A 661-nucleotide genomic window follows, 5' to 3' on the forward strand; every position below is an offset into this window, starting at 1 on the left:
TTTGAAGATGAGAGAATCTTTGAGTATGTTGAACGTATGAAGCTGCACCTAGCCATGCGCTTAATACAACGTCATCGTGATGATATGGCTATCAGATGGGCGCAAGGAGAAACCGCGGCTGACGCCCCTGATAAATTTGATCAGCGTCAAGTGGCACTACTCAGCGAGTTTGCACAGCGCCATGGTATTGAGGACCACGATAAAGCCGTGGAATTTACCGCGCACTTACGCCAAGTGGCCAAACGTTTTGATTACACGCTGGTTGAAAACAACAAAGCCATTATCAAGCTGTTGCGTGATCCTAACGCTGAACGTGAGCAGTATCTAGCGCTTACCAAACATTTTACAGATTTCAGAGACAGTATCGATCAAAAACGAGCGGAATTTAATACCAGTATCATCGACAAGTTAGGTGGTAGTGCAGGAGAGGTTGGCAGAATGACTCGGGACATCATCTCATCATTCAGCTATACCGAAGGGTTAACGTATTATATCAATCAAGATAACCACCCAGCTGAGGCAAGAGAGGTTGCTAAAGAACATTTAGCAGATACCTTGGATAAAACCTGTCAGCAATTCAAACTTGCGTTGCGTGATGTTAACTCCTTACCAACAACCCAGCGTAAAACCTACTCAGAGGCCCTTAAAGCTACTTTAAAGA

1 protein-coding gene is annotated in these 661 nt (G+C 44.6%); it reads left to right on the plus strand.

The features are described 5' to 3' along the window. Nucleotides 1-661: hypothetical protein (locus tag ACMHKH_RS14680; RefSeq protein WP_413521357.1), on the plus strand; the 661-nt coding region annotated here is incomplete at both ends.

This window comes from Psychrobacter glacincola, from assembly GCF_965118485.1.
In the GTDB taxonomy this organism is placed as follows: domain Bacteria; phylum Pseudomonadota; class Gammaproteobacteria; order Pseudomonadales; family Moraxellaceae; genus Psychrobacter; species Psychrobacter glacincola_D.